Genomic DNA, 20096 nt, shown 5'->3' with positions numbered 1-20096 from the left:
GGGAAGCCCCCAGGGAATGGCCTATGATACAAGAACAAAGCCGGGATTTTCTCGGTTATCTGAAAACCACCCGCATGTGGTCCAATCCGGATTTCAATCAGGCCATCACCCGGCTGATTATCTGGCTATTCGCCTTTGGTCATATCGGCGCCGGCATTCATACCGGCTACTATCCGGACAACCACGAAGAATATTACCTTTTCGCCGCGATATTCCTGCTCTATACCCTGGCAGTACTGATCAGTGTATTTGTTTATCCGGACTCCAGAATCCGTCCGTATGTGACCATTCCGCTGGATATTGCCGCCATTAGTACCGCGATGATCATCACTGATGCCGGTCCGTTCAGCCCCTACTTCCTGTTCTACCCCTGGATTTATATCGGCTACGGGGTACGTTACGGGCGCTGGGAGCTGTTCTCGGCGACCGCGGCGAGTGTCGTCGCCTTTTTGTTAATCCTGATCTATACCGATACGTGGTACTCCCATTACATCGATGCGATTGCCTATCTGATCTTTCTGATGGCCCTGCCATTTTATCTGAATGTCATGATCGGCCGCATCAAATCCGCCCGCTCCGAGGCGGACAAGGCCAACCGGGCCAAGAGCGAATTTCTCGCCACCATGAGTCATGAAATCCGCACCCCCATGAGCGGCATCATCGGCATGACCGAACTGCTGGATAAAACCGATCTGGACGACAGGCAGCGAGAGTACGTCATTAATCTGAAGGAAGCTTCCACCACCCTGCACTCGATCATCAATGATGTGCTGGATCTGTCGAAAATCGAGGCGGGGAAATACAAGTTCCAGAAAACCCGATTTGATCTGCCTGCCGTGTGCCGGGGAGTGACCAGCATCTTTGCTCCCGCCGCCGCCGAGAAGGGTATCGAAATCAATTGCCATATCGATAATTCGCTGCCGCGCTACTTCATCGGCGATCCCAACCGCCTGCGTCAGATACTGCTCAACCTGATAAGCAACGCCATAAAATATACCGACACAGGTGGCGTCACCATCAATGTTTCACTACGTAACCGGCAGGACAACATTTATCTGGTCCACTTTGAGGTCCGCGATACCGGTATCGGGATCGAGCGGAATAAACTGGCGGATATTTTCAACCCCTTCTATCAGTGCCATGACGATCATCCGGCACAAAAATCCGGCACCGGCCTGGGCACGACCATCTCCTTTAATCTGGTCCAGGCCATGAGCGGCAGAATGGGCGTCGATAGTACATCCGGAGAAGGCACCTGCTTCTGGTTTGGCCTGCCATTGCCCGCGGCCGGTAACCAGGAGAAGGCCCCCGCCAGTGAACAGGCCGCACAAAGCAGTGTGACTGATAAGATAGCCTTGAAGGTACTTCTGGCCGAAGATAGTGAAATTAACGCCAAGGTCATCACAACCTTCCTGCGCATGGACGGGCATGATGTCACCCATGTCACCCGGGGTGATCAGGCGCTGCAAATGCTTCTACAAAACCGCTATGATCTGGTGTTGATGGATATGCGAATGCCGGCACTCAACGGCATCGAGGTAAGCCGCGCCTGGCGCAAGCAGGAACCACCGGGGCAGCACGTACCGATTATCGCCCTGACCGCCAATGCCACAACCGAGGACCGAAGCAGCTGTCTGGCTGCCGGAATGGATCACTTCCTGGCCAAACCGGTCAGTCACGACACGCTACAGGCGGTAATCAACTCACTGTTTGAGAACGTGCCGGAGCACAGTAATGAGCAACAACTCTCCATACCCTGAAAACCCGCAGTTGTGGTCTGCAGGCTCAAGGGCCAGGAAACTGGTGTCAGCCGTAATATACGAAGCTTCAGTGTGACAGGTATCATGTACCGTGCTTCGCGCGGCGGAGAGAGTCTGGCGTATTACCGGTATAGAGCGGCCCGCGAGAGGCCGCCCAGATCGCCGACGCCTTCGGTGACCGAAACAGGCCTCATCAACACCGGGGCGGCTGCGTCTGTCTGAGGGCAGGATTGATGAACCGCTTGCAATGTCACGGCCATACTTCTGCTACAGGCTGACAACGCGCTTTACGACGCCAGGCAGGGCAGGCGCGACCGAATCAGTTATCGGGAAGCCAAAGATCCGCTATTCACGAATCAAACTGCCTGAGTAAAGGTAACTGCAGGCGCTCAAAATCCCGCGGCGCCACATATTGCAAGAGCTCCTTGCCCTCCCCGTCTAACAATAAATCCAGCCCTTTGTCCGGATATAAAAAATGCCGCTTGTCCTCACCGATGCGCATAATCTCTGCGGGTTCGCCAAACCGCTGGTGGACCATCTCTTCATCCAGATTCACATAGGGAATGTAGCCGAGCCCGCTGATCGTCATCTCGTACAGTAATTCGCGATCGGCCGATGAGGGCCGATAGCGCCGGGCACCGCTGTCCACGGTCCGGCTGTTGCCTGCCCGCTCCTTGAGGGCCTGCAATTGCGCCTCATCCGCATCGAGGGTCAGAATAAACTTGCCGCTGATACCGCCGAGTGTCACTTCATTGAAATAGATCTCCAGCGACATGCTGCCGTCACGATTTTCGAACAGACCTTCATCATGATGCGAGCCCAGGATCTTGCGCGCCTCTGCCAGCGTGGTGCGGTTAAATTCGATACCGAAAACCCGGCTTCCGCCGTCGGGCAACAGCTCGATCTGCCAGGGATAGATCTGCTCGGCCGGCACCTCCTGCTGTTCACAGCCGGACAGTGAGATCAGGAGGATTAAAAAGAAAACGACTCTCGCCATGGTTCATCCCGTGTTGTTTAATCGAACGACTCTGAACAGGTACAGCAAAACATTCCCCAACGCATACACGAGTCAGCCAGTTTACTCGTGTTCATTGGCATCGATATTTTACCTTGCGACTAAATAGAAGTTCCGAATATCAGATCACTTTGTTTCAACGGGGTGTGACGAGGTTATCCAGGACCGTTGGCCGCAAGGAAGCGGCCGTCGAGCATACAGGGAGGTATTCACTGCGTGTCCTGGATAACCTCGTCACATCCGCAACTGTACGGGTATTTAGTTTTCCGCCCCGGGCGGTACCTGGAGCCAGAAGGTGACCGGTCCGTCATTGACCAGGCTGACCTGCATGTCGGCACCGAAACGGCCACTGGCAACCGGCCGATGCCGTTGTTGGGCCTGTACCAGGAACAATTCAAACAGCCGCTCGCCTTCGGCGGGCGGCGCCGCGCAACTGAAACCCGGGCGCATCCCCTTGCGGGTGTCCGCCGCCAGAGTGAACTGGGGCACCAGCAACAGCCCCCCGCCGGTGTCACGCAGGCCCCGATTCATTTTACCTTCGGCGTCGGCAAATACCCGGTAACCCAGCAGCCGTTCCAGCAGACGCGTCACCTGGGGCTCGGCGTCGCCCTGTTCGACACCGATCAGCGCCAGCAGTCCCGGGCCGATCTCGCCGATGGTCTTCTGCGAGACCGTGACACTGGCCCGGCTGACGCGCTGAATGAGGGCGATCATGAACGGTCGAGTTCGCTGGCCATACGCCGAACCGCCCGGATCAGGGCATCCACCGTCCCCGGCTCCGTCGCCGAATGGCCGGCATCGGGAATAATGGACAACTCCGCCCGGGGCCAGGCCCGGTGCAGTTGCCAGGCACTTTCCAGCGGACAGATCATGTCGTAACGGCCCTGCACGATATGGCCGGGGATCTGCGCCAGGCGGGACGCCTCATTAAGGATCTGGTTGTCGGTCAGGAACGCATTGTGAACAAAATAATGTGCCTCGATGCGGGCCAGACTGAGCGCGGTATGGGTATCCCCGAAGTGATTCAGCACGCCCTTGCTGGGCCGCAGCGTGGCGGCGCGCCCCTCCCACAACGACCAGGCCTTGGCGGCGGTCAGGCGGGCGATCTCGTCATCGCCGACCAGCCGCTGGTAATAGGCCTGCAGCATGTCTTCGCGCTCTTCTGGCGGGATCGGGCGCAGATACTCTTCCCAGTAGTCCGGAAAGAAACGGTGCGCGCCGTGCTGATAGAACCACTGGATTTCCTCTGGCCGGCACAAAAAGATCCCCCGCAGGATCAGCCCCAGTACCCGTTCGGGGTGGGTCTCGGCATACACCAGCGACAGGGTGGAGCCCCAGGAGCCGCCGAACAGCACCCACTGTTCGATGCCCAGATATTCGCGCAGCGCTTCCATGTCCGCCAGCAGAGCCTGGGTGGTATTGTTCTCCAGCGACGCGTGTGGGGTGGAAAGCCCCGCCCCGCGTTGATCGAACAGGATGATACGGTACTTTTCAGGATCGAAGAACTGGCGATGATAGGGCTCACAGCCGGCACCCGGGCCGCCGTGGACGAACAGCACCGGGATACCTTCGGGACTGCCGCACTCCTCAACATGCAGGACATGCGGCGCCTCGACGGCAAAGCTGTGGGTCACATAGGGCTTGATCGCCGGATAGAGGGCCTCCACTCGGTCGTCCTAGTCCTTCACCGGCTCGCCCCGAAAGCCGATGGCCGCGGCAATGCCGGCCAGCGCCAGACCGATCAGGATCAGAAACGGCCCGATGCCGGTATTCAGAACGGCCCCGGCCCAGCCCATGCCGAAAAGCGTCTCCAGATACAACATGCCCGAATGCAACAGGGCGCCGGCGATGAAGATCCAGCTGATGACCTGCTTGAAGATCACATTGATCGCCAGAAAACCGAGCACCAGTCCGACGGCAATATTCAGCAGGGATTCCAGATTACCGTGGGCGTGGGCCCCGCCCTTGATGGCATCAATTTCGCTCTGTGAATTGAACAGCTTATTGAATGAGAGAATCCCCGCAGTATTGGCCCTGGCGATCTCCTCGCCACTCAACGGTTCCAGCATCTCCTCGAAATCATCGGTCTGCAACTGTTGCAGGCGACCCACGGCGGACTGCTTCTCCTGCACCGCCGCACCATAGTCATCATACTTGTCCACCATGACCAGTCCCAGTGCCGCGGTAAAGACCAGATAGATAAAACCGAAAACGATGTTCTTTTTACCAACCATGACCGCCTCCTTGTGCTGCGTGCTTTTTATTGATGGATATCCATCATAAAGCCTTCCCCCATACACGCCAAGGCGGGAAGCCGCCTTTTGCACCGGGCAAGGCGGTCGGGCGTTCATGGACCGTTGTCAGCTGGCGCGGGCCGCTTTCTTGCGCTCGTGCTCCTTGAGGAATTTCTTGCGCAGACGGATATGGTGCGGGGTCACCTCCACCAGTTCATCGTCATCGATGAACTCCAGGGCCTGTTCCAGGCTCAGGTTGATCGGCGGGGTCAGCAGGATGTTCTCGTCGGTCCCGGCGGCACGGACGTTGGTGAGCTGCTTGGCCTTGAGCGGGTTGACTACCAGATCGTTGTCGCGCGCATGGATGCCGATGATCATGCCCTCATACACATCCGTGCCGTGACCGATGAAAAGCCGCCCGCGCTCCTGCAGGTTAAACAGGGCATAGGCCAGGGCCTTGCCGTTGCCATTGGCAATCAGCACACCGTTGTTACGCTGCCCGAAGCTGCCGCCGCGCAGCGGGCCGTAATGATCGAAGACGCTGTAAAGCAGACCGGAGCCCTGGGTGGCGGTGAGAAACTCGGTGCGAAAGCCGATCAGTCCGCGCGAGGGAATCATAAAGTCGAGCCGGACCCGGCCCTTGCCGTCGGGCGCCATGTTGGTCAGTTCGGCGCCGCGCTGGCCGAGTTTTTCCATCACCCCGCCCTGGTGCTGCTCTTCCACATCCACGGTCAGCTGTTCGTATGGCTCATGACGCTGGCCGTCCACCTCGCGATAGATGACCTCGGGCCGGGAGACGCCCAGCTCGTAGCCTTCGCGGCGCATGTTCTCGATCAGAATCGACAAATGCAGTTCGCCGCGGCCGGAGACCCGGAACTTGTCCGGATCCCCGGTCGGCTCGACGCGCAGGGCGACGTTGTGGATCAGCTCCCGCTCCAGGCGCTCCTGGATCTGGCGCGAGGTGACGTACTTGCCGTCCTGCCCGGCGAAGGGGGAGTTGTTGACCACGAACATCACGCTCACGGTGGGCTCGTCCACCAGCAGGGCCGGCAGGGCTTCGACATTGGCCGGATCGCACAGGGTGTCGGAGATATTCATGCCGTCGATACCGGTGATGGCAATGATGTCCCCGGCCTGGGCCTCGGGCACCTCGTGACGTTCCAGGCCGAGAAAGCCCAGCACCTGCTGGACCCGGCCGTTACGCCGCTTGCCGTGGCGATCCACGATCACCACGCTGGTGTTGGTACGCAGCTTGCCGCGAGTGATGCGGCCGATGCCGATAACGCCCACGTAGCTGTTGTAATCGAGCTGGCTGATCTGCATCTGCAGCGGGGCGTCGGGATCCACATCGGGAAAATTGACCCGATCGACAATGGTCTGAAACAACGGGGTCATATCGCCGTCGCGTACATCGGAATCGAGACCGGCATAGCCGTTCAGTGCCGAGGCGTAGACCACCGGGAAGTCGAGCTGCTCGTCGGAAGCGCCCAGGCGATCGAACAGATCGAAGGTCTGATCCAGCACCCAGTCGGGCCGCGCGCCGGGGCGGTCGATCTTGTTAATCACCACGATCGGCTTGAGACCGCGGGCCAGGGCCTTCTCGGTCACGAAGCGGGTCTGGGGCATGGGCCCGTCCACCGCGTCCACCAGCAGCAGCACCGAGTCGACCATCGACAGCACCCGCTCCACCTCGCCGCCGAAATCGGCATGCCCGGGGGTGTCAACGATATTGATCCGATAATCCCCCCACTTGATGGCGGTATTCTTGGCCAGGATGGTGATGCCGCGCTCTTTTTCCAGATCGTTGGAGTCCATGATCCGCTCCTGCACCTCCCCCCGGCTCTCCAGCGTTCCGGACTGGCCCAGCAGCTTGTCCACCAGGGTGGTCTTGCCATGGTCAACGTGGGCAATAATGGCGATGTTGCGCAGATTCTCGATCACAAAAGTTCTCCAGCGGGGCCGCGAGAGCGGCAAAAGGGGCCTATTATACTAGATTTGGAGAAAAAACAGGCAGGATATTTCAGTTCCAAAGAAGATTACATCACGCCCAAAAATCCCGGCCCGGGATAGCATGAAAAACCCGCCGGGCTCCCCAGGTCACTGAACACACTAAAAAAAAGCTTCGAGGGAGGTCGCTCTACCAGTCGCGGATTCCAGTGGCCCGGTGGGCCGGGCGGTCGTTCGGCCACTGCCCGGGGATGACGCCCGGCGTCGGGATAGTGGGCACCCGCTCAGCCGGTGGCCGAACCCGGCTCTTCGGCAGAAATCTGCTCCAGCCGGTAGCCCTGGTGGTAAATGGAGCTGAGCCGCCAGCCCTGCTCCGGAAACAGCTCGAGTTTTTTGCGGATCCGGCTCACGTGGGTATCCACGGTGCGGGTATTGAGGCTGGCATCGTAACCCCAGACCGAGGAAAGGATGTAGTCGCGCGACAGCAGACGGCCCATATTCTGGAACATCAGGGTCACCAGCTTGAACTCTTTATCGGTCAGCTTGATCGGCTCTTCATGACGGGTGACCAGTCGTGATTCCGGATCGACCCTGAACTCGTTCAGGGTGAAGCCCCCCTCCGTTGCAGCCTTGTGCGAGCGACGAGTCACCGCATTGATCCGGGCCATCAGTACCGGCTGATGTATCGGTTTGACCAGATAATCATCGGCCCCCTGATTGAGCATTCGGACCATATCCTCTTCGGAGTCGCGGGCAGTGACAAACACGATAGGGGTATCCCATTCCGCCTGATGCTTCAGTCGCGAGAGAATTTGCTCACCGGAGAGATTCGGCAACAGCCAGTCCAGCAGAACCACATCGAAGTTTTTGTGGCTGGCCTGGCGAATAAATTCCTGACCTTCACGATAGCAGACGCAGTCGTGACCGGCCTCTTCCAACCACAAAACAAGCAATTCCAGCATTGCCGGATCATCTTCCACCAGCGCGATATGCACAGTTATTCTCACCCCCAAAGACGACAGTCAACGCCGTAAACCCCGATCCCGTTTCATCCCGGATACGGCAAATCTGACAAATTGACCCAATTATTTTCATGTATATAGCAGATTTGAGTTCCTGATGCCATTGGTAACTTCACGCCCCATGACAGCCGGGCACTTCCCCGGCCGGAACAGCGGAGATGCCCGGGTTGACTGACCGGTGCCCCGAGCCGGGGGCTCCCCCTATCATTCTACCTACAGCGCGCTAGAATGATCGCCTGATCAATGGCAAGGCACAACTGAATGACCCGATCCAACAGGGACTCTGGCAAGCGATTTTTGCGAACGATTATCGCCCCTGGCTTTTGAACTATACCGATTTTTTCATACTGCAGCTCATTGACGATGTTATGATAAATCCGCTTCGGGGTTCTCCATCGAGTCACGGGAAAGAACGCACGTCGCCCACCCAAAGTTTGTCTAACACCTTGAACTAAGGAAGGTTGAAGACCCTCTCTCATGAATCTGAGCAGGAAATTATTTCTCGGTTTTATCGGTATCGCGCTACTCGGTATCATTCTGTTTGGTTATATCACCTATCAGACTGCACTCGAAACGCGGAGCGAGGAATTGACAAAGTCCACCACGGACAATGCCATGCAACTGGCCAGTATTCTTGAGGGCAGTGATCCGGCCAGGGTTCGGCAACTACTGCGGAATTTTCAAACCCGTCAGCAGGTTCTCCCCTACAACCTCTTTATTGTTGATCGACAACAGGCCATCATATTCAATACCTTGCCAAATGAGATAGTCGCCGAACTGACTCCGCCATTGCTGGCAAGCGACGCGAACCATGGTCACGCCAATTTAAAAGAGACTTCTCTGGTATGGTCAAGTCAATCGATCCCCAATAGCGAACTCACTCTCTATCTGTTACGCCAGACGGAAAAAAGCGGTTTCATCCCGTTCTTAAAACACTCCGGTCTCCCTCTGGTCATCGCCAGTCTGATTCTGTTATGGCTGGCCATCTGGTGTGCCATGTTCCTGAGTTCGTTATACCGACGCCTTGACCAGCAACGCCGGGAACTGGAATTCCAGAAAAGGCATGACAGCCTGACCGGGCTATCCAATCGCAACTCGCTGGTCGAACAAACGGAACTTCGACTGGAGCGCTCTCTGCCCAAAGGAGAGTGTATTGCCCTGCTTATTATCGACATAAAACGTCTTAAGGAGATCAATGACACACTCGGTCATTATGCCGGCGATGCCCTGCTATGCCTGATCGCCGAACGGTTGAACAGCGTAATCCGCGAGAACGATATTCTGGCGCGTATTGTGAGCAATGAGTTCGCCATCCTGCTTGACAGGATATCGGAAGAATCGGTTGTCGCCACAACAACCCGGATACAGGAAACATTGAGTGACGGTTACGAAATCGAGGGACATGAGTTCTATCTGGGGGCCAGCATCGGCGTGGCCTTGTATCCAGAACATGCCCTGGATGCCATCAACCTGATCCGCCATGGCGAAATGGCCATGTACGCCGCCAAGCGTATCGGTGCCGATATTACAATCTACGACGAAACACACAAAACAAGTACACTCGAGCAACTCAAGCTGGTTAGTGATCTGCGTACTGATCTGGAAAATAAAAACATACAATTATATTTTCAGCCCAAGGTCAACCTTGATAACGGCCAGGCCGTCAGTCTCGAGGCCCTGGCACGCTGGGAACATCCGGATCACGGTTATATAGCCACCAGCCGTTTTATTCATATTGCCGAAAATACCGGCCTGATCAATCAGCTGACCTACTGGGTCATGGAGCAGGCGCTCAAATGCAGCCAGCAGTTACAGCAACAGGGACAATCATTGAATGTCGCGATTAACCTGTCCATGTGGAATCTTCAGGATCTCGAACTCGTCGAATATCTGCAGAGCCTGATTGACAAGTACAACGTCGAGCCTTCCCGCATCACGCTTGAAATCACCGAAACCGCAATGATGGTTAACCACAAACGGGCACTGCATACCCTGCATCGTCTGCATGAACTCGGAATTGTTTTATCGATTGACGACTTTGGGACCGGCTACTCCTCGATGACTTATCTCAAACAGCTGCCGCTTGGCGAGGTAAAGATCGACAAGAGTTTCATCAAGTCGATGCACAAGCAACCGGATGACTCCTCCATGGTGCGGGCGATCATCGATCTCGCTCATGATCTCGGACTTACGGTGGTGGGGGAAGGAGTGGAAAGCCGTGAGATCGCCGAAATGTTACGCGAACTTGGCTGCGATCAGGGGCAGGGGAGTTATTACGCCGACGCCATGCCTTTTGAGGCGCTGCTCGGATGGCTGGAGCGGTTTAACCAGCCCACCCGGGAGTAATAGTTCTGAGTTCTGAGTTCTGAGTTCTGAGTTCTGAGTGCTGAGTGCCGGGTCGTCAGGCGGCCTCGTGGTTGCGACGCTGGCGTACTGCCTCCGCCAGTTCTCTGAGCAAGCCTTCGCTCTCCTCCCAGCCGATACAGGCATCGGTAATGCTCTGGCCGTAGACCAGCGGCCTGTCGTTCTGCACATCCTGGCGGCCGGCCACCAGATGGCTCTCGATCATCGCGCCCATGATACGCCGATCGCCGGCCGCGATTTGTCCGGCCACATCCCGGCCGACATCCACCTGGCGCCTGTACTCCTTCTGGCTATTGGCGTGACTGAAGTCGATCATCACCTTTTCATCCAGGCCGGCCTCGTGCAATTCCCGGCAGGCGGCATCAATACTGGCCGCATCGTAATTGGGCTGCTTGCCGCCACGCAGAATGATGTGGCAATCCTCGTTACCGGTGGTGGCGAAGATCGCCGAGTGACCCGCCTTGGTCAGGGAGAGAAAATTGTGCGGCTGACTGGCAGCACGAATCGCATCAATGGCGATCTTCAGTTTACCGTCGGTGCCGTTCTTGAAACCGACCGGGCAGGAGAGCCCGGAGGCCAGCTCGCGATGCACCTGGCTTTCGGTAGTGCGCGCGCCGATGGCGCCCCAGCTGACCAGATCGGCAATATACTGCGGTGTAATCAGATCCAAAAATTCGGTACCAGCCGGCACCCCGAGGTTGTTCACATCCAGCAACAGCTTGCGCGCCAGATGCAGCCCCTTGTTGATATTAAAACTTTCATCCAGTTCCGGATCGTTGATCAGCCCCTTCCAGCCAACCGTGGTGCGCGGTTTTTCGAAATAGACCCGCATAACGACCAGCAGATCCTCGCCCAGCTCCTCACGCAGCGCCTTCAGGCGCCCGGCGTACTCCACCGCCGCTTCCGGATCATGTACCGAGCAGGGACCGATGATCACCAGTATCCGGTCGTCACGGCCACGCAGAATATTATGGATCGCCGTACGGGTCTCGAAGATGATTTTCGAAGCGGCATCGGTCATCGGGCAGTCGCCATGCAACTGCACCGGGGGGATGACTTCCTTGAGCGCGGTAATACGCAGATCGTCGGTATTGTATTTCATATTCATAGCTGCCAATTCTATCGCAATCGGGACAAAAAATGTTCATCCCTTCGGCCTAATCGGTGTCCTCGATGAGCGACTTCCCCGCCCCGAAACGGGGACCGAGAACAGACTCCGGGCTAATCCGCGCCCAGATGCCGGCGCATGAAGTCGGCCGCACGCTGGATGGCGTCCTTCGAGGCCAGATCATCGGCGAAGGTGCGCACCTGTTCGGGACGAAAATCAAAGCCACGCCCGACCCCGGGGTAGACAATGAGGCGCGCCGACTTGCCTTCTTTGTGCAAGGCCTCGATGCTGCTTTCTATCACCCGCCGGCGCTGATACTGCTCATCCTCGCCGATAAACACCAGCACGGGGATCGCCAGCTCATCGACCTCTTCGGCATAGCCGTAGACCTGCAGCGGCTCCGGGGCGTTGGGGTCCTGCAGATGCGGGTAATAGGAGACATAGCAGGCCACCTCCGACTTCTGACGCTCGAAGGTGGTCGCCACCTTCAGGGTATAGTAGCCGCCGCGCGTATGGGAGTAGAGGCAGGCTCGATCACCGCGGATATCCTCGCGTGCCAACAGCGCGTCCACCCCCCGATTGACGTCCTTCTCCAGGTCATAATCGTGCTCGATCGGATGCGTGCCGATAAAATGAGCCTGGTAAATATCCGGTGCCAGCACCACGAAGCCGCGCGCCGCCAGCCGCTTGACGTGACGCCGGACCAACTCATCCAGACCACGGCGCCCGTGCTGAAACAATACCGCCGGAAACTTGCCGGCCTGCTTCGGCCGCGCCAGCATGGCCGGAATTTTTACACCGTCGCTCTCATAGCTGGCAGACTCAACCGCAACGTCATAATTACGCGGAGGTTCAATTTTGCCTTCGTTCCACCACGCCTCGCTCCACCACAATTCTTGCGCGATTTGTGGCTCCTCATGCGCCCCGGCCAGCTGCATGACAAACACCAGCACCAGACCTATTGCATACCGCATCACATATTCTCCACGTCTCAATTCTATTCTCGTAAACCAGACGATCTTACCGGCCCGGGCAATAAAGGTAAACTGATCTTGTATTTATGAAAGATATTAACACAGAGGCGTTTATGCCCCTTGTTTGGATGCAAAGACGCAGAGAAAAGAACAAAGTGTTTCAACGAAATTTATATAAACCAAGAGTGATCGGGCAATATTTTGTCAGCTGTCAATTTTATTGCGCAACAACCAATTCTGCTATTAAATCCTGCGACCAGAATAAATACTCTGCGCTCCTCTGCGTCTTTGCGCCTCTGCGTTGGATTTTTGATCCAGGAAAAGGCGACAGTTCATTTGATGTCGAAGCGGTTACGACGCTGAATAAGGTCGTTACTGTTCTCCAACCCTTCAAGGTAGGAGGCAAAATCCGGCACCGGGCATTCATCGCGACTGATTTTTTTCTGCAGCTGTTCGGCATGCTTGATAACATTGTTGTAAATCTTCATAACCCGCGCCTTACGCAACCATTTAAGCGCCTCAGCCGCCTCGGACCGGGTGTCGGTGGCCAGCCTGTGGAACAGGCGCATGACATTGCGTGAATTGACATCAATACCACCCAGGTGACCATAGGAATGTTCCTGTGGTGGAAAGATCGGCGCGATGATGCGTAATAACTGGGCATCCATCATCGGTGAAAGTTCGATACCGGTCTCGGCATCCGGACCACTGACTCGCATCATAAAGTCCAGTAACGGCAGTACTTTTTGTTTCTCGCGACCGATATACGTGGACAGATCCTGGGCAAACTCTTCCGGTGACAACAAAAATGCGATTGCCAACCAGTACAGACGTTTATTTTCTTCCTTGATGCCATTCGGATCATTAACCATATCCCGCGTCGCCTGCAGCAACTCATCATGCTCCGCGTAACGCAACACAGCAAAAATCAGCTCCTTGAACGTTTTCATTTTGCAGCTTTGCCAGCGAATCAGTATCGGCAATAATACTTCCCGATTCAGATCGGCGCATCCAGGGTCGTCAAGAAGCTTGCGCAGTCCCGGCAGCATTTGCGCGTTTTTGTTTATCAGCCCCTGCCAGAAACCATTGAGTGCCGGTGCGGATATGGCAATATCAGCCAATAGCTTGTCAAACCATTCATCATGCTGCGAAGTCTGATTGGCGAAATGAAAGCAGAGCGCCGACTGCAATATCGAGTCCGGAAGCTGTTCAAGCTGGTCAGGGTCGATTTGCATCAGCCGATCCATGCCGGCGAGTACCACGTAACCACCGGGGATGCTTTCATCCCTGGCCAGGCGTTCACCGATTTCATACGGCGGGGGAATATCATCGCGTTGCAGGGCGGCAACAAATCCCGCCAGCACGGCGTCACTGACCTCACGATTGGCCAGTATCGCGACTTTTTCCGCCGGAGCAAGCTCGTCCTCAATCTCGTAAAACATGCCGAGATAGGCGCGAGCAAAGGGCTCCAGAACCTGCATATCCTCGCCGTTACGCAAGGCATCAAGTTGGCCAAGCAAGCGCTCATCATTTTCTCTGCGCGCCTGCGCGAAGGTATTGTCGGAATCACTCATAAGAACTGCCGGTTTAGGGAGAGAGGCTCCATTCGGGTCAGGCTTTATTATAGATAGACCCGGATAAACATGACAGCCTGTCAGACCAAATGCCGGTACCCCATCCCACTGAAGCTGAGGGTATGCTTGAGTTCCATAATGCCGCTCTCAGATACAGATAAACGTGGGTTACGCGCAAAACTGCAGGTATACCGGATCAGCATCGCCCGCAGAACAACCAGCGTAATCGCGAACAGCTCGGCCAGGGTATGAAAAGCAGAAAATTATAGCCGCTGACCAGAGCCAGTACGCCAATCAGCAATCGCGGGACCAGCCAGCGTTGCCCGCAGTGAGGCGCACGCAACCACGGTCAAACTGCTGGAGAGGATTTTATTATTATCACGCCAGGCGCAAGTCCGCTATTTATCAAACGTGTAAAAACAATAACGGCATATTCCTGAAAATACTTGAGAAATTGCTCCAGACCGGTTCAGCCGGCCGTGAACGGGCCTGGCGGAACCGGTAGAACAAGAGGCAAGGGAATGAAATCAGACGGCGCGGGGCAGGGCGATCTGCTGTCCGCTGGAGGTCCAGGCGAGCATCCCGCCACGCAGGTTGTAGACCCGTTCAAACCCCTGCTGCTGCAGGTACATGCAGACCTGGGCCGAGCGGGCACCGCTGCGGCAGACCACGACCAGATCCTTGTCCTTTTCCAGTTCGTTGAACCGCACCGGCACGGTCGCCATGGGCAGGGGATCGGCACCCGGTACGGTCCCGCCGCTGATCTCGTTCATTTCGCGAACATCGATCACACGAAAGCCTTCCGCCTTACTGTCATACCACTCGGCCAGTTCGCGGGCGTCGATTTCCTTGATGTTCCAGTGCATACCACTCTCCGGTTAGAACTGTAACAATAGTATATTAGTGTACTCTAATATTTCAACCCCGAAATAACCAAACTGTGATCCGCTCCGGGTCGCCGCTCAGGCTGCCGCCCGCCCCCGATCCTCGTGTAGTATGACCGGCCGGACTCTCAACCACCTTGATCCTGACCGCAAAAATGCCATCCCCCCCTGATCCCGCCTCCGCAAGCCTGGACGCCGCCATCGAAGCGCTGCAGCAACAGGCCGGTCGTGCCGATCAGCGGGCGCTGGTGGTGGCCGCCGGCGATCCCGCCTGGGGCCGGGCCCTGGCTGAACCGTTGTGGCGCAGCCATGACGCCCGCAGCCGGTTATGGCTCACTCACTCCCCCGAGGGTCCCGAACAGACGGCCATGAGCAAGGCCGATCAGCTGCTCGGCCAACAACGCCGGCTGCTGATTTTTGATTTCCATGCCGGTGTCGAGGCGGACGCCCTGGGTGTGGCCAGCGGCACGCTGGCCGGCGGCGGACTGTTGCTGATGCTCACACCGGCGCTGGCCGAGTGGCCCGCCGTGTCGACGGCCAACCCGTATGCCGCCGCCCCCTCGCGCTTTGTTCACCATCTGGTGAACTGTATCGAAGCGGATCCGGCACTGATGCTGCTGCAAGAGCCGGATTGGATCCGGACCAGCCACCACCCCTATCGAGCCGCCGCCCCGCGTCAGATGCCGGGGCCCTGCCGCAGTGCGGATCAGCAACGGGCAGTGACGGCATTGATTGCGCTGGGCAGCCGCCGCGAAGCCCGGCCGCTGGTGATCACCTCCGACCGCGGCCGGGGCAAATCGGCCGCGCTGGGGATCGCCGCCGCCCGCTTACTCGAACAACAGCCCGGCTTTCGGATCGCGGTCTGCGCCCCCCGACCACAGGCCTGTGCCGCACTGTTCGAGCGGACCGCCGAGCTGCTGCCCCGGGCCGAAAGTCGTCGCAACCGGCTGCAATACGCCGGCGGTTTTTTGCAGTTCATGGCCGCCGACGCCCTGCTGGGGCAACAGCCGCCACTCGATCTGCTGCTGATTGACGAGGCGGCGGCCCTGCCGCTGCCGGTGCTGGAGCGGTTACTGAGCTGCTATCCGCGGCTGGCTTTCGCGACCACGGTGCACGGCTATGAGGGGACCGGGCGCGGCTTCGCCCTGCGCTTCGGGCCCACGCTCGACAGCCTTGCCCCGGGCTGGGAGGCGTTGCACCTGAACGAGCCGATCCGCTGGCGGGCCGGCGATGCCCAGGGGCCCGATCCCCTGGAACAGTTTGTGTTTCGCGCCCTGCTGCTGGATGCCGAGGCCGCGCCCCCGGCCGGGACGGACCGGATCACGCCGTCGAACTGCGCATTTGTCGAGCTGGATCGGGCCGCGCTGATCCGTTCGCCCACGCGGCTGCGGCAGCTGTTCGGCCTGCTGGTCCTGGCCCATTACCGGACGCGTCCGGCGGATCTGCAGCGTTTACTGGATGCCCCCGGGCTGCGTCTGTTTGCCCTGGAGTATGACGGGCAGCCGGTCGCGGTCGCGATACTGGGCCAGGAAGGCGGCTTTGATGCGCCTACCGCCGAGGCGATCTATCGGGGCCGGCGCCGCCCGCCGGGCCACCTGCTGGCCCAGAGCCTCGCCTTTCACGCCGGCGTGCCCGATGCCGCCCGCTATTGCTATGCCCGCATCATGCGCATCGGGGTGCACCCGGCCCTGCAGCGACGCGGCCTGGGCAGCAGCCTGCTGCAGCAGCTCATCGCGCAGCTCGAGGCCGAGGCACAGCTCGACGCCGTCGGCGCCAGTTTCAGCGCCGGTGCCGAGCTGCTGCCGTTCTGGCTACAGGCCGGGCTGATCCCGGTGCGCCTCGGACTGACCCGCGAGCACACCAGCGGTCGCCATTCGGTGCTGGTGCTCAAACCCCTGAGTTCCGCCGGGCAGACGGTGTTCACCCGCGCCCGGGAGCGCTTCGAGCAGCACTGGGCGAGCTTGCGGGCCGGTCCCCTGCGGGATCTGGAGCCGACTCTGGCGGCCCGCTTGCAACCCCCGGGCGCGTCTTGTCCGCAGCAGGCGCTAACAGACGCCGATCGCGAGGACATCGACTCCTTTGTCCACGGGCTGCGTGGTTACGAGGTCTGCGCCTGGCCCCTGGAAAAGCTGATTACCCGCCTGCTCGCAACGCCGGAATACGCCGAACGGCTGGATCCGACTGACCGGCAGCTGCTGACCCGGCGGATCGTGGACAAATGCGACTGGCCGACACTCTGTGACGAGTTTAAGCTGAAGGGACAAAAACACGCCCGACAACGATTACGCGAAGCCGCGCGCAGGGCCTGGCAATCAGGGGGATAGAAGAACTCATGGATCAGCAAGAAGAAATTATGCAGATGATCAACCTGCTGGCCGGTGCCGCCCAGGCCGGCGCGCAGGGGGTGCTGGCCCGGGCCGCCCTGAATCTGATGCAGGCCTCCGAAGCGGTGGTCAAGGCCCGCAAGCTGCAGATGAGCGACGAGTTCCAGCAGGCGGCGATGGATCAGCTGCTGGCCGCCCGCCAGGCCCTGTTCCAGGCCCTGGAGTTGCCCGAGGCCATGAGCGAAGCCCGCCAGGATGTGATCGACAACGGCCAGCAGCCCTATCAGTCCGGCCAGTGAAACGGGCGTTTTGTCCGGCGGCCGATTGCGCTAAGCTGCGCGGCCCGTTTCCTCCGCAATCACGCTCATGAGTCGCATACTGAACATCGGCATCGCCACCCTCGACATCATCAATCACCTCGACCACTACCCCGCGGAAGACGAAGAGCTGCGGGCTCTGGTGCAGGAGCGCCGCTGTGGCGGCAACGCCGCCAACAGCGCCTGTGTCCTGAGCCAGTTCGGCCATCAGGTCAGCCTGCTCTGCACCCTGGCCGATGATGCCGCCGGCGCACAGATCCGCCGGGATCTGCAGGCCCATGGCGTACAGACCGATCAAATCGTCACCCTCGACCCGGCTCACACCCCGACCTCCTGCATCACCCTGAACCGGGCCAACGGGTCGCGCACCATTGTCCATTACCGGGATCTGCCGGAGCTGCAGGCCGGGGACTTTCCCTACCCGCAAATCGAGCAGTATGACTGGTTTCATTTTGAGGGCCGCAATATCGAGGCCAGTGAACCGATGTTGCGTCGCCTGAGCGAGCAGCGTGTCGATCAGCCGATCTCCATCGAGATCGAAAAACTCCGTCCCGGAATCGAACGGCTCTATGGCTACGCGGACATTCTGCTGTTCTCCCGCGCCTTTGCCCTGCAGCAGGGCTATACTTGCGCGAATGATCTGTTCGACGCCCTGCGACAGCAGGGTATCGCCGCCATCCTGGTCTGCAGCTGGGCTGAACAGGGTGCCTGGGCCTGCGACCGTCACGGTGATCGCTATCATCAACCGGCTTTTGTGCCGGAACAGATCGTCGATACCCTGGGCGCCGGGGACACCTTCAACGCGGGCCTGATTCATGCCCTGCTGGAGGGCCGCTCGATCGCACCGGCATTAGCAACAGCCTGTGAACTGGCCGGGCGCAAGGTGGGTCAAACCGGTTTTGCTCATCTCAACCGTACCGAATCGGAGTAACGTGCAATGAAATTCAGCCTGCTGGCCGTGGGGCAACAGTTCGAGTACCAGGGGGAAACCTATATCAAATCCACTCCGTTGATCGCGCATCAGGTGGACAGCGGTGAGCAGCGGCTGATTCCGCGTTCGGCGAACGTGATCAGTGATGTCAATCCGCCCGGCCCGGTAACGGATGATGCCCCCCATATCGACGCACGGGACGTGCAGCAGGCTTTCGCCGAGTTCGAAACGCGGTTGCAGGAACAGCTGCACCGTGATGACCGGTATGCCCGGGCATTCGAAGAGGCGAAACGGGCCTTTTTTGTTCGCCTGAAAATAACGCCCGATCAATAACCGGGCGTTCGCTCACTTGTCGTAATCGTAATCATCCAGCAACCTGCGCAACCGCAGCATTTCCATATGCTCTTCCAGCCGCTTGCGGGCGGTGTGGCTGTAGCGCACGGCCGAGCTTTCGTTGTCGAAAACATCGCTGGCGTTCAGGTCGTCGTCCAGCAACAGTTCGTCTTTATCGAGCATGCCTTCACCCTGTACTACATACATTTTGCTTCACCCTCCAGGAGGAGTTCGGCCGCGAAGGCCGACTGTAACGCCCCGCTAACCGGGCCATTCACTGCGCTTGATTTAACTGCGCTATTTAGAGGCAAGGAGGCGTGCCGTAAAGCAAAATAAATTTATTGACACCATCGTTTTTTTCAATTGATATGGGTGTCGAACCGCTGCTTTAGTTTGATGAGGGCTCCCGGGGGAGACGCCGGCATCATGGATATTCACGACTTTGTCACTTTTCTCGAGGTCAGCCGCACCCGCCATTTCGGCCAGGCGGCCAAAAACCTTCATGTCACCCAGTCCGCGGTCAGCGCCCGCATCCGCCAGCTGGAACAGCAACTGGGCACCGCGCTGTTTATCCGCGAACGCAACAACATCCAGCTCACTCCGGCCGGGGAGAAGATGCTCCGTTATGCCGAGGTAATCACCACCGCCTGGAACCGGGCCCGGCAGGAGGTTGGCCTCAGCCAGAGCGGACAACTGCCGTTCGGCATCGGCGGTATCGTCAGTTTGTGGGATATCCTGTTGCAGACGTGGATACAGCAACTGCACCGGGAACACGACGAGCTGGCCCTGCATGGCGAAACCCACGACAGCGACGTGTTGATCCGGCGCATCCTGAACAACACCCTGGATATCGCCTTTGTCTTCGACGCCCCGCAAAATGACACTCTGACGATCCGTGCCGTGGCCACGCTCAATCTGATCATGGTCGCCTCACAGGCAAGCAATGCCGACCAGGCGCTGGCCCGGGATTACATTCTGGTGGACTGGGGAACCGCGTTTCTAATCCGCCATGCGCAACAGTTTCCTGATCAACCCACCCCGCGGCTGCACATCGGCCAGGGACGAATCGCCCTGGCATTTTTGCTCAACAATGGCGGCAGTGCCTATCTGGCCGAGTCGATGGTGCAACCCTATCTGGATGAAGGGCGCCTGCACCGGATCAACGATGCACCGGCGATCGAACGTACCGCTTACGCGGTTTACAATAGCCAGAACGCAAAGTCGGAGCTGATCGAACAACTTCTGGATGAAATGCCCGCTTATTGACGATGCAGTAATGCGCAATCCTGATAAAGGGCCGGTCCGCCAA

18 protein-coding genes are annotated in these 20096 nt (G+C 58.3%); 7 read left to right on the top strand and 11 right to left on the bottom strand.

Annotation, left to right across the window (positions count from 1 at the left end; all coding sequences use genetic code 11):
* The first annotated feature begins 23 nt into the window (after window positions 1–23).
* Window positions 24–1760 (top strand): ATP-binding protein, encoded by a 1737-nt coding sequence (locus EDC23_RS12950; protein ID WP_134085179.1) that lies wholly within the window; start codon window positions 24–26, stop codon window positions 1758–1760.
* Window positions 1761–2109: 349 nt separating this feature from the next.
* Here EDC23_RS12950 and EDC23_RS12945 read toward each other — a convergent pair whose 3' ends face one another.
* The 6 genes from EDC23_RS12945 to EDC23_RS12920 all read right to left on the bottom strand — a co-directional run bounded on the left by EDC23_RS12945 (window position 2110) and on the right by EDC23_RS12920 (window position 7951).
* The gene (locus tag EDC23_RS12945; protein ID WP_134085177.1) at window positions 2110–2757 is read right to left on the bottom strand and encodes a hypothetical protein; all 648 of its coding nucleotides are present in this window, start codon (window positions 2755–2757) and stop codon (window positions 2110–2112) included.
* 276 nt (window positions 2758–3033) lie between these two features.
* Window positions 3034–3489 (bottom strand): D-aminoacyl-tRNA deacylase, encoded by a 456-nt coding sequence (gene dtd, locus EDC23_RS12940; RefSeq protein WP_134085176.1) that lies wholly within the window; start codon window positions 3487–3489, stop codon window positions 3034–3036.
* Window positions 3486–4442 (bottom strand): prolyl aminopeptidase, encoded by a 957-nt coding sequence (pip, locus tag EDC23_RS12935; RefSeq protein WP_134085175.1) that lies wholly within the window; start codon window positions 4440–4442, stop codon window positions 3486–3488. Before pip ends, dtd begins: the two co-directional genes overlap by 4 nt.
* 9 nt (window positions 4443–4451) lie before the next feature.
* A complete protein-coding gene (locus EDC23_RS12930; protein WP_134085174.1) occupies window positions 4452–5009 on the bottom strand; it encodes a hypothetical protein in 558 nt (185 codons plus the stop codon).
* 126 nt (window positions 5010–5135) lie between these two features.
* Window positions 5136–6950 carry a translational GTPase TypA gene (gene typA / locus EDC23_RS12925; protein WP_134085172.1) on the bottom strand — a complete coding sequence of 605 codons (1815 nt, stop codon included), beginning with the start codon at window positions 6948–6950 and terminating at the stop codon, window positions 5136–5138.
* 290 nt (window positions 6951–7240) lie between these two features.
* A complete protein-coding gene (locus EDC23_RS12920; protein ID WP_134085171.1) occupies window positions 7241–7951 on the bottom strand; it encodes a response regulator transcription factor in 711 nt (236 codons plus the stop codon).
* Between the two features lie 504 nt (window positions 7952–8455).
* On the opposite strand from EDC23_RS12920, the gene EDC23_RS12915 reads away from it, so the two are divergent.
* Window positions 8456–10324 (top strand): putative bifunctional diguanylate cyclase/phosphodiesterase, encoded by a 1869-nt coding sequence (locus EDC23_RS12915; protein WP_134085170.1) that lies wholly within the window; start codon window positions 8456–8458, stop codon window positions 10322–10324.
* A 55-nt stretch (window positions 10325–10379) separates the two neighbouring features.
* Here EDC23_RS12915 and aroG read toward each other — a convergent pair whose 3' ends face one another.
* The 4 genes from aroG to EDC23_RS12895 all read right to left on the bottom strand — a co-directional run bounded on the left by aroG (window position 10380) and on the right by EDC23_RS12895 (window position 14864).
* Window positions 10380–11450 (bottom strand): 3-deoxy-7-phosphoheptulonate synthase AroG, encoded by a 1071-nt coding sequence (gene aroG / locus EDC23_RS12910; RefSeq protein ID WP_317622986.1) that lies wholly within the window; start codon window positions 11448–11450, stop codon window positions 10380–10382.
* Window positions 11451–11563: 113 nt separating this feature from the next.
* Window positions 11564–12424 (bottom strand): dienelactone hydrolase family protein, encoded by an 861-nt coding sequence (locus EDC23_RS12905; protein ID WP_134085169.1) that lies wholly within the window; start codon window positions 12422–12424, stop codon window positions 11564–11566.
* 332 nt (window positions 12425–12756) lie between these two features.
* Window positions 12757–13998 (bottom strand): hypothetical protein, encoded by a 1242-nt coding sequence (locus tag EDC23_RS12900; RefSeq protein WP_134085167.1) that lies wholly within the window; start codon window positions 13996–13998, stop codon window positions 12757–12759.
* A gap of 527 nt (window positions 13999–14525) precedes the next feature.
* A complete protein-coding gene (locus tag EDC23_RS12895; protein WP_134085166.1) occupies window positions 14526–14864 on the bottom strand; it encodes a rhodanese-like domain-containing protein in 339 nt (112 codons plus the stop codon).
* Between the two features lie 173 nt (window positions 14865–15037).
* On the opposite strand from EDC23_RS12895, the gene EDC23_RS12890 reads away from it, so the two are divergent.
* The 4 genes from EDC23_RS12890 to EDC23_RS12875 all read left to right on the top strand — a co-directional run bounded on the left by EDC23_RS12890 (window position 15038) and on the right by EDC23_RS12875 (window position 18787).
* Window positions 15038–17206, top strand: a complete 2169-nt coding sequence (locus EDC23_RS12890; RefSeq protein WP_134085165.1) for a tRNA(Met) cytidine acetyltransferase TmcA — start codon at window positions 15038–15040, stop codon at window positions 17204–17206.
* Between the two features lie 8 nt (window positions 17207–17214).
* On the top strand, window positions 17215–17505 hold the full coding sequence (locus tag EDC23_RS12885) for a hypothetical protein (protein WP_134085164.1): 291 nt from the start codon (window positions 17215–17217) through the stop codon (window positions 17503–17505).
* 67 nt (window positions 17506–17572) lie between these two features.
* Window positions 17573–18454, top strand: a complete 882-nt coding sequence (locus EDC23_RS12880; protein WP_134085162.1) for a PfkB family carbohydrate kinase — start codon at window positions 17573–17575, stop codon at window positions 18452–18454.
* A gap of 6 nt (window positions 18455–18460) precedes the next feature.
* Entirely contained in the window at window positions 18461–18787 is a 327-nt protein-coding gene (locus tag EDC23_RS12875) for a hypothetical protein (RefSeq protein ID WP_134085161.1), read from the top strand.
* Window positions 18788–18799: 12 nt separating this feature from the next.
* Here the strand turns inward: EDC23_RS12875 and EDC23_RS12870 are convergent, their stop codons facing one another.
* Complete coding sequence (locus EDC23_RS12870) at window positions 18800–18994, bottom strand: PA3496 family putative envelope integrity protein (RefSeq protein WP_134085160.1); 195 nt, start codon at window positions 18992–18994, stop codon at window positions 18800–18802.
* Window positions 18995–19213: 219 nt separating this feature from the next.
* On the opposite strand from EDC23_RS12870, the gene EDC23_RS12865 reads away from it, so the two are divergent.
* Window positions 19214–20053 carry a LysR family transcriptional regulator gene (locus EDC23_RS12865; RefSeq protein WP_134085159.1) on the top strand — a complete coding sequence of 280 codons (840 nt, stop codon included), beginning with the start codon at window positions 19214–19216 and terminating at the stop codon, window positions 20051–20053.
* The last annotated feature ends 43 nt before the right edge of the window (window positions 20054–20096 follow it).

Source organism: Thiohalophilus thiocyanatoxydans, assembly GCF_004366735.1.
Taxonomy (GTDB): domain Bacteria; phylum Pseudomonadota; class Gammaproteobacteria; order UBA6429; family Thiohalophilaceae; genus Thiohalophilus; species Thiohalophilus thiocyanatoxydans.
This window is presented reverse-complemented; position numbering and strand designations above follow the sequence as displayed.